Origin of the sequence: Streptomyces sp. TP-A0356 (genome assembly GCF_001417775.1) — a bacterium.
GTDB lineage: Bacteria > Actinomycetota > Actinomycetes > Streptomycetales > Streptomycetaceae > Streptomyces.
Genome location: NZ_BBZJ01000020.1, coordinates 491,019 through 499,346, shown reverse-complemented (window position 1 = coordinate 499,346; position 8,328 = coordinate 491,019). Strand labels below are relative to the sequence as shown.

The 8,328-nt window shown below is 71.2% G+C and carries 5 protein-coding genes; 3 read left to right on the top strand and 2 right to left on the bottom strand.

Annotated elements, in window-relative coordinates:
- Window positions 1–320: 320 nt before the first annotated feature.
- Together ASC56_RS20855 and ptsP are read left to right on the top strand one after the other, a co-directional pair.
- Entirely contained in the window at window positions 321–770 is a 450-nt protein-coding gene (locus ASC56_RS20855) for a PTS glucose transporter subunit IIA (protein ID WP_055492979.1), read from the top strand.
- A 96-nt stretch (window positions 771–866) separates the two neighbouring features.
- Window positions 867–2,537: a phosphoenolpyruvate--protein phosphotransferase gene (gene ptsP, locus ASC56_RS20850; protein WP_055492978.1), complete on the top strand. Its 1,671-nt coding sequence runs from the start codon at window positions 867–869 to the stop codon at window positions 2,535–2,537.
- 128 nt (window positions 2,538–2,665) lie between these two features.
- Here the strand turns inward: ptsP and ASC56_RS20845 are convergent, their stop codons facing one another.
- Window positions 2,666–3,577, bottom strand: a complete 912-nt coding sequence (locus ASC56_RS20845) for a hypothetical protein (RefSeq protein ID WP_055492977.1) — start codon at window positions 3,575–3,577, stop codon at window positions 2,666–2,668.
- A gap of 102 nt (window positions 3,578–3,679) precedes the next feature.
- Entirely contained in the window at window positions 3,680–5,647 is a 1,968-nt protein-coding gene (locus ASC56_RS20840) for an acetoacetate--CoA ligase (RefSeq protein WP_055492976.1), read from the bottom strand.
- A 213-nt stretch (window positions 5,648–5,860) separates the two neighbouring features.
- On the opposite strand from ASC56_RS20840, the gene ASC56_RS20835 reads away from it, so the two are divergent.
- Window positions 5,861–8,227 carry a TIM-barrel domain-containing protein gene (locus tag ASC56_RS20835; RefSeq protein WP_055492975.1) on the top strand — a complete coding sequence of 789 codons (2,367 nt, stop codon included), beginning with the start codon at window positions 5,861–5,863 and terminating at the stop codon, window positions 8,225–8,227.
- Window positions 8,228–8,328 lie beyond the last annotated feature (101 nt).

The following is an 8,328-nucleotide window of genomic DNA, read 5'->3' as shown; positions in this document are numbered from 1 at the left end:
GTTTCCAACTCTACCAGCGTTTTTCCGTCTCTCTGACCACCGTTCTGCGGACATGCAGAAGTGATCCCGAGATCAGGATCTGAACGAGTTGGGTGCTGCCGGGCCAGGCCGCTTGCTCGCAGCGCTCGGCCTCAGGCAGGGGTACGACTGTACACGGGCCCGTGTACGAGGCGCAAATCGTTCACGCGGCGTTCCTGGGGTGGCCAACCGCTTCGTCTCATGCGGAACCCGCAGTTCATATGACATACGCTGCACACCAGTGCGCCGTCCGGGACAGGCAGCGACGGCCCATATGGATCTCCACCCCTGGGAGGCTTCCCATGACCACCGTGACGTCCCCTCTCGCAGGACGTGCGATCGAGCTGGCCGCAGTGCCCGACCCCGTCTTCGCAGGAGCGATGGTCGGGCCGGGCGTGGCGATCGACCCCGTGCGTGAGCCCCTGGAGGCCGTCTCCCCCGTGGACGGGGTCATTGTTTCGCTCCACCCGCACGCCTTCGTCGTAGTGGACGGAGAGGGTCACGGTGTACTGACCCACCTGGGCATCGACACCGTGCAGCTCAACGGCGAGGGTTTCGAGCTGCTCGTCAACAAGGGCGACACCGTGGCACGTGGTCAGGCCGTCGTGCGCTGGAACCCCGCCGCCGTCGAGCAGGCCGGCAAGTCTCCGGTGTGCCCGGTCGTGGCCCTCGAGGCCATGGCCGACTCCCTCTCCGGTCTCCGTGAGGACGGCGATGTGAAGGCGGGCGACCAGCTCTTCGCCTGGCAGTGACGTCAGCGCCGTACTGGACGCCGACGCCGTATGGAACGGCAGAACAGACAACCATCGCGGTGGCGGGTCCCGCCGCATGATTCGGAGACGGGTGAGATGGAGACAACGCTGCGAGGCGTCGGTGTGAGCCACGGGGTGGCGATCGGCGAGGTTCGGCACATGGGGACGGCCGTGCTGGAGCCCCCGGCGAAGCAGATTCCCGCGGAGGACGCGGAGCGTGAACAGGGGCGCGCCCGTCAGGCCGTGGACGCTGTGGCAGCCGACCTTGTCGCGCGCGGCAACCTGGCGGGAGGTGAAGCCCAGGCGGTCCTGGAGGCTCAGGCCCTGATGGCCCAGGACCCCGAGCTGATGGCGGATGTGGACCGTCGTATCGCCGTCGGCAGTACGGCGGAGCGCGCGGTGTACGACGCGTTTGCCGCCTACCGCGAGCTGCTGGCGAGTGCCGGGGAGTATCTCGCCGGTCGCGTGGCCGACCTCGACGACGTGCGGAATCGTATCGTCGCACGCCTGCTCGGAGTGCCCATGCCGGGTGTACCGGACAGCGACGAGCCGTACGTCCTCGTCGCTCGCGACCTGGCGCCTGCGGACACGGCCCTGCTCGACCCGGCCCTGGTGCTCGGCTTCGTCACCGAGGAGGGCGGGCCGACCAGCCACAGCGCGATCCTGGCGCGGGCGCTCGGTGTTCCGGCCGTCGTGGCGCTTCCGGGTGCCGGTGAGCTCGCCGAGGGCACGGTGATCGCGGTGGACGGCAGCACCGGTGAGATCTTCGTGAACCCGAGCGAGCAGAAGAAGACGCAGCTCGAAGCCGCGGCCGCCGAGCGTAGGGCCGCCCTGGCGACCTCCAGCGGACCGGGTGCCACCGCCGACGGCCACAAGGTGCCGCTGCTGGCGAACATCGGCGGTCCCGTGGATGTGCCGGCCGCCGTGGAGGCCGGGGCCGAGGGCGTCGGTCTGTTCCGTACGGAGTTCCTGTTCCTCGACGACAGCAAGAACGCGCCGTCCGAGGAGAAGCAGGTCCAGGCGTACCGGCAGGTTCTGGAGGCCTTCCCCGAGGGCCGTGTCGTCGTGCGAGTGCTGGATGCCGGCGCGGACAAGCCGCTGGACTTCCTGACGCCGGGGGACGAGCCCAACCCGGCGCTGGGCGTACGTGGTCTGCGGGCGCTGCTGGAGCACCCCGAAGTCCTGCGCACACAGCTGACCGCGCTCGCGAAGGCCGCGGAGGGGCTGCCGGTCTATCTTGAGGTCATGGCGCCGATGGTCGCCGACCGCATCGATGCGAAGGCGTTCGCGGACGCGTGCCGTGAGGCCGGTCTGCAGGCGAAGTTCGGCGCCATGGTGGAGATCCCGTCGGCCGCGCTGCGGGCTCGCTCGATCCTGCAGGAGGTCGAGTTCCTGTCGCTGGGCACCAACGACCTCGCGCAGTACACGTTCGCCGCGGACCGCCAGGTGGGCGCGGTGTCGCGGCTGCAGGATCCGTGGCAGCCCGCGCTGCTCGACCTGGTGGCGCTGTCCGCCGAGGCGGCGAAGGCCGAGGGCAAGAGCTGCGGTGTGTGCGGTGAGGCCGCGTCGGACCCGCTGCTGGCGTGTGTGCTGACCGGTCTGGGTGTCACCTCCCTGTCCATGGGTGCGGCTTCGATTCCTTATGTCCGGGCGACGCTGGCGAAGTACACGCTGGCGCAGTGCGAGCGTGCCGCGGCGGCCGCGCGTGCCACCGACAGCGCTGACGAGGCACGCAGGGCGGCTCAGGCGGTGCTGTCCGGCGAGTAGCCGGGACGGGACCTCGCTCAGTGCGTCGTGCCAAGGGGCGCTCCACCTGCGGGTGGGGCGCCCCTCGCCGGTTCAGGCACCCCCCGGCCGCTCGGTGCCTGCGGATCATTCTCCTCGACTCGCGGGTTCTATGCGTGTGGCCCGTCTCCATGCGTGTGGCCCCTCGGGTCGCCGTCGATCCCGAGGTCCGGTGGGGCGCAGTAGTCGACGCCCGATTCCGGGGAGACGAGGTCACCCGACTCGATGTCGGTGCAGTAGGCGTCGAAGACCTCTCCCGCGGTGAGCGGTTCCAGACGTTCTCCGCGCAGGCGCCAGCCGTAGACGCGGTCCGTCATGTCGGGTGCGGTGGTGCGCATGACGAGTCCGCCGGCGCTGTGGGTGGCGATGCCCAGGGCGAGGACAGAGGTGAATTCGAGCGCCTCGGTCTCGTCGAGGCGGGTGGTGCCGTCGGGGTCCTCGTCGGCGTGGAGCGCCGCGACGAGGGTCTCGGGTGCCGCCGAGACACTGCACACAAGGTGGCGGTGGCCGGGGCTCGCGGTGTCGAGGATGCGGGTGAGCAGCCGCGATGCCTGCGCGAAGGCAGCGCGTCCGATGTCCTCTCCGCAGGAGGCGCAGGCGCCGAGGTGGGCGAGCACCGTGGTCGCGTACTGCCAGGTGGCCCGTCGTACGGCTTCGTCGATCAGGTTCGGGACGAGTTCGGCCAGTGGTTGTCCCTCGTAGGGAACGGTCGGTCCGGTGGCGGCCAGTTCGGCCGTGAAGCGGGTGCGACTGGTCGGGGCGTCCGGTTCCAGCCCGCTGTCGGCGCAGAAGTCGGCGAACTCCTGCGGGTCGAAGAGGGCGACCGTGGTGTGGCTCCCCTGCGCGGCGAGAGTCCTGAGCAAGTCCTCCACCTGGTGGAGGTAGGTGGTGTGGTCGTCGAACGTGAAGGTGCGGTAGCGCCGCATCGCGGTGAAGTCGTCCTCGTCGGTCAGGAGGCCGATGGTGCCCGCCATTTCGCGGCGCAGGACGCGACGCATGGCCCGGTGCTCGGTGTGCTGCATGATTCCCCCTACGTGCAGTCGATCGATTCTCACTCACCGTAACCGGCGCCACTGACAACGCCTGCGGGGGTTGGTCGGGTCGTCCGGTGGCGGGGGCAGACATCAGGCTCGCTTGCGGGCCAGCTCCTCGTAGAAGTGCAGCAGGTCGAGGTTGTCGATGGAGCCCGGGTTGACGGCCTTCTCCAGGGGCGTGCCCTGGAGAAGGCGCTTGACCGGGACCTCGATGCGCTTGCCCGTGAGGGTGTGCGGGACGCCCGGGACCTCGATGATCTCGTCGGGGACGTGGCGTGGTGAGAGCTGCTCGCGGATGGTCCGCTTGATGAGGTTCAGGAGGGCGTCGTCCAGGACGGCCCCGTCGGCCAGGTGGACGAACAGGGGCATCCAGTAGCCGCCGTCGGGCTGTTCGATGCCGATGACGAGGGACTCCCTGATCTCGGGAAGGCGCTCGACGGCTTCATAGATGTCGGCCGAACCCATGCGGACGCCCTGGCGGTTGAGTGTGGAGTCCGAGCGGCCGTGGATGATCACGGAGCCGCGGGAGGTGACGGTGATCCAGTCGCCGTGGCGCCACACTCCCGGATACATGTCGAAGTAGCTGTCGTGGTAGCGGCTGCCGTCGGGGTCGTTCCAGAAGCGGACCGGCATGGAGGGCATGGGGTTGGTGACGACCAGTTCGCCCACCTCGTCGATCAGGGGCCTGCCGCTGGGGTCCCAGGACTGCAGGTCGGTGCCCAGGCCGGGCGCCTGGAGCTCGCCGAGGTACACCGGGAGGGTCGGTACGGCTCCCGCGAAGCAGGAACAGACGTCTGTACCACCGCTGACGGAGGCGATCCACAGGTCGTCGCGGACCTCGTCGTGCAGCCAGCTGAAGCCGTCGGGCGGCAGCGGTGAGCCGGTCGTGGCCACGCACTGCACGCGGGTGAGGTCGTAGTCGCGCGCCGGGTGCACCCCGGCCTTGCGGCAGGCCATGACGTACGCGGCGGACGTACCGAAGAGGGTTGCCCCGGTGCGTTCGGCGACCCGCCACTGGGCTCCCGTGTCGGGATGGCCGGGGCTGCCGTCGTACAGGACGACGCTGGTGCCGGTCAGGAGGCCGGAGACGAGGAAGTTCCACATCATCCAGCCGGTGGACGTGTACCAGAAGAGCCGGTCCCCGGGGCCCAGGTCGCAGTGCAGGCCGAGCTGCTTGAGGTGCTCGATCAGGATGCCGCCCTGGGACTGGACGATGGCCTTGGGCAGACCGGTGGTGCCCGAGGAGTACAGCACCCACAGCGGGTGGTCGAACGGGACCTGTTCGAAGACGGGCTCGACGTCCGCCGAGGTCAGGGCCGACCACTCGAGGGCGCCTTCGGGGGCCTCGGTGCCCAGCAGCGGGATGTGGACGACGGCGCGCAGGGTGGGCAGCTCACGGCGCAGCTCGGCGACGGTCTCACGGCGGTCGTGCTCCTTGCCGCCGTATCGGTAGCCGTCGACCGTGAACAGGACGACGGGTTCGACCTGCTGGAAGCGGTCCAGGACGCTCCGCGCGCCGAAGTCGGGTGCGCAGGAGGTCCACACACCGCCGACGGCGGCCGTGGCGAGGAGGGCGACGACGGCCTGCGGGATGTTGGGGAGGTAACCGCTGACGCGGTCTCCCGGGCGTACGCCGAGGGCGCGCAGCTCGGCAGCGAGGGAGCCGACCTGGCGGCTCAGCTCGGACCAGGTGACCGGACGGGGCTCGTGCGTCTCGTCGACGGCCAGGAGAGCCGGTTCGTCGCCATGGGTGGCCGTCGCACGGAGGGCGTGTTCGGCGTAGTTCAGGGTCGCGCCGGGGAACCATTCCGCTCCCGGCATGGAGCGGTTGCCGAGCACGCGCGCGTAGGGGGTGGAGAACCGTACCTCGAACCACTCGGTGACGGCCTTCCAGAAGGTGTCCGGCTCGGCCACCGACCAGCGGTGCAGGGCCGCGTAACCGCCCTCGGCCGGGGCTCCGTGGTGTTCGGCCGCCCAGGCCTGGAACCTGGTGATCTGCGCCCGGGCGATGCGGTCCGCGTCGGGCTGCCAGAGGGGCGTGGGGTTCGCTGAGGTCATGGGGCGGCTCCCGGACTGTGCGCGTCGTGTGCGTCGGTCGCGCACGAGCTGGGGTGTGCGCGTTACGCGGCTGACACGGACGATGCCATGTGATCGACTTCTGCACCAGGGTGCGCCCCACATAGTCGGCATCGTGCAGATGTGCTCTCGCCACGGGTGAACGACAGTTGAACGGCGCCCCTGTGCGGGGACGTCAATGGCAGGGTGAGCAGCATGGACGGTCGTGACCTGGTGGGTTCGGTGAAGGCGGTCGGTTCGGGGGGTGCGGCCCAGGGGTTGCGCACGATGCGGGCCGCGTGGCGCAGGAGGCGGGCCGACGCCACCGGGTTGCCGCGGCGAGGTGCGGAGCGGGCACGGGTGCCCGGACCTGTGCAGGACGTGGAGCCCGGACCCGGAGGTGGAATCGTACGGTTCGCCCGGGCCGAGCTTCGGATCACGGTCGCCGTGAACGGGGCCGTGTTCTGGGGTTGGGACGGGGCCGCGCCGGAGCCGTCGTACGCGCTCGCGGGCCCCGGACCCGAGCCGGATCCGCGGGCCGTGCTGGAGCCGGACAAGGACGGCGGCTGGCGCGTCGTGGCGGAGCGCGTCACGGTCGTGGTGTCGAGGCACGGCGCGATCGAGGTGCGCACGCCGGGTGGGGTGACCCTGCGCCGGGATCTGCCGCCCCGGTGGTGGGAGCCGGTGGACGGGGGCGGTGCGCGCTGGATGCAGCGGTCCGAAGTCGCGCCGGACGCACGGTTCTTCGGGCTCGGCGGGCGGGCCTCGGGACCTCGGTTGCGGGACGGCACGTACCGGCTGTGGAACACGGACCCGGCGCGGCCTTTCGGGCCCGCCGACGATCCCCTGTACATCACGATGCCGGTGCAGGTGGTGGTCGCCGACGCGGCCACGCATCTGGTGTTCCACGACACCTCGTGGGACGGCACGGTGACGTTGCGGGAGGGCGCGGAGGGCGCCGGCTCCGGACACGACCGGGTGGGCACCTGCGAGGTCCGGATGGACGGCGGACCGCTGCGCTGCTGGGTGATGGTGGGAACGCCCGCGCGCGTGCTGCTCGTCTGGGCGTCCCTGACCGGGGCTCCCGCCCTGCCGCCCGCGTGGGCGCTGGGTCATCATCACGCGCGGTGGGGCTTTGGCAGCGAGCAGGAGGTGCGGCGAATCGTCGCGGGCTACCAGGAGCGCGGACTTCCGCTCGACGCCGTTCATCTCGACATCGACCACTACGACGGCCACCGGGTGTTCACGGTCGACCGGACGCGCTTCCCGAAGCTGCCGGTGCTCGCCGAGGAACTGCGCCGGGACGGGATCCGCCTCGTGTCGATCGTCGACCCCGCGGTCAAGGCCGAGCCGGGCCAGGCCGTGTACGACAGCGGCAGCGCCGAGGACGCGTTCGTACGGGACGCCTCCGGGCGGCTCGTGGAAGGCGTCGTGTGGCCCGGGGAAGCGGTGTACCCCGACTTCACGCACGCGCGCGTGCGGCGGTGGTGGGGCGGGCTCTACGAGGAACGCCTCGCGCAGGGCTTCGCGGGCTTCTGGCACGACATGAACGAGCCGGTGTCGTTCACGGCCTTCGGGGAGAACACCCTGCCCCGCTCGGCCCGGCACGTCCTGGAGGGCCGTGGCGGTGACCACAGAGAGGCGCACAACGTGTACGGGTTGTGCATGGCCCGGGCCGGGTACGAGGGCCTGCGCGCCCTGGCCCCCCAGGAGAGACCGTTCCTCTTCTCGCGCTCGGGGTGGGCGGGCATGCAGCGCTACGGGGGGACCTGGTCCGGGGACGTGGCCACGGGCTGGCCCGGACTGCGAGCCTCACTGTCGCTCGTGCTTGGCCTCGGACTGTGCGGGGTCCCGTACTCCGGGCCGGACGTCGGCGGCTTCGACGGCAGCCCGTCGCCGGAGCTGTACCTGCGCTGGTTCCAGCTCGCCTCGTACCTGCCGCTGTTTCGTACACACGCGAGTCTGCGGGCGGGGCGCCGGGAGCCCTGGGAGTTCGGCGACGAGGTCCTCGAGCACGCGCGCGTGGCGCTCGCCGAACGGCGTCGTCTGCTGCCGTACTTCGTCACTCTGGCGCATCTGGCGCGGCGCACCGGCGCGCCCTATGTGCGGCCCTTGTGGTGGGGCACGCCGGAGGACCGGGCACTGAGGGACTGCGAGGACGCCTTCCTGCTCGGCGAGGGCCTCCTGGTGGCGCCGGTACTGGATCCCGGCGTGGTCCGCCGGACGGTGCTGCTGCCGCGCGGGCGGTGGTACGACACGGCGACCGAGGAGGCGTACCAAGGGCCCGGCCAGGTACTGATCGACGCCCCTTCGGGGCGGATTCCGGTGCTCGCGCGCGCGGGCGCCGTCCTGCCCGTGCGGGGTGAGGACGGCGGCCTGGAGCTGGAGGTCTGGGCGCCCGCGCGGGGGCGGTCCGGCGGCGGAACGGTGGTGCCGGACGCGGGCGACGGCTGGGCCGAGCCGGAGATCGAGCGGTATGTGACGCGGTGGAAGAGCCGACAGGTGGTCGTCCAGCGGGACGACGCCGAAGGCCGCGGCGAGCCCACCCGACCGGTGCGTGTGCGGGGCCGCGGCCGGGAGTGACACGGGCGGGACACCCGCGATGTGCGCACGAACCGGCGTCGGCGGGACGCACGCGATGTCACCCGGCCCGATCAGGCGGGACGCGCGGGGGTGCCGTCCCG

Excerpts from the sequence above, each read along its gene's own strand:
- ASC56_RS20855 (WP_055492979.1), top strand. The coding sequence starts at position 321 with ATGACCACCGTGACGTCCCCTCTCGCAGGACGTGCGATCGAGCTGGCC.
- ptsP (WP_055492978.1), top strand. The coding sequence starts at position 867 with ATGGAGACAACGCTGCGAGGCGTCGGTGTGAGCCACGGGGTGGCGATC.
- ASC56_RS20845 (WP_055492977.1), bottom strand. The coding sequence starts at position 3,577 with ATGCAGCACACCGAGCACCGGGCCATGCGTCGCGTCCTGCGCCGCGAA.
- ASC56_RS20840 (WP_055492976.1), bottom strand. The coding sequence starts at position 5,647 with ATGACCTCAGCGAACCCCACGCCCCTCTGGCAGCCCGACGCGGACCGC.
- ASC56_RS20835 (WP_055492975.1), top strand. The coding sequence starts at position 5,861 with ATGGACGGTCGTGACCTGGTGGGTTCGGTGAAGGCGGTCGGTTCGGGG.